The organism is Pseudomonas faucium (assembly GCF_021602585.1).
Classification (GTDB): domain Bacteria; phylum Pseudomonadota; class Gammaproteobacteria; order Pseudomonadales; family Pseudomonadaceae; genus Aquipseudomonas; species Aquipseudomonas faucium.
In genome coordinates, this window is the sequence record NZ_BQIP01000083.1 from 1 (window position 1) to 255 (window position 255).

The 255-nt window shown below is 51.8% G+C and carries 1 rRNA gene; it reads left to right on the forward strand.

Features of this window, described 5'->3' with window-relative positions:
* Positions 1 to 255: ribosomal RNA gene (locus L6D75_RS27260) — 16S ribosomal RNA — on the forward strand; the annotation flags it as partial.

Below are 255 nucleotides of genomic sequence, written 5' to 3' on the forward strand. Positions count from 1 at the left end.
AGACTCCTACGGGAGGCAGCAGTGGGGAATATTGGACAATGGGCGAAAGCCTGATCCAGCCATGCCGCGTGTGTGAAGAAGGTCTTCGGATTGTAAAGCACTTTAAGTTGGGAGGAAGGGCAGTAAGTTAATACCTTGCTGTTTTGACGTTACCGACAGAATAAGCACCGGCTAACTCTGTGCCAGCAGCCGCGGTAATACAGAGGGTGCAAGCGTTAATCGGAATTACTGGGCGTAAAGCGCGCGTAGGTGGTT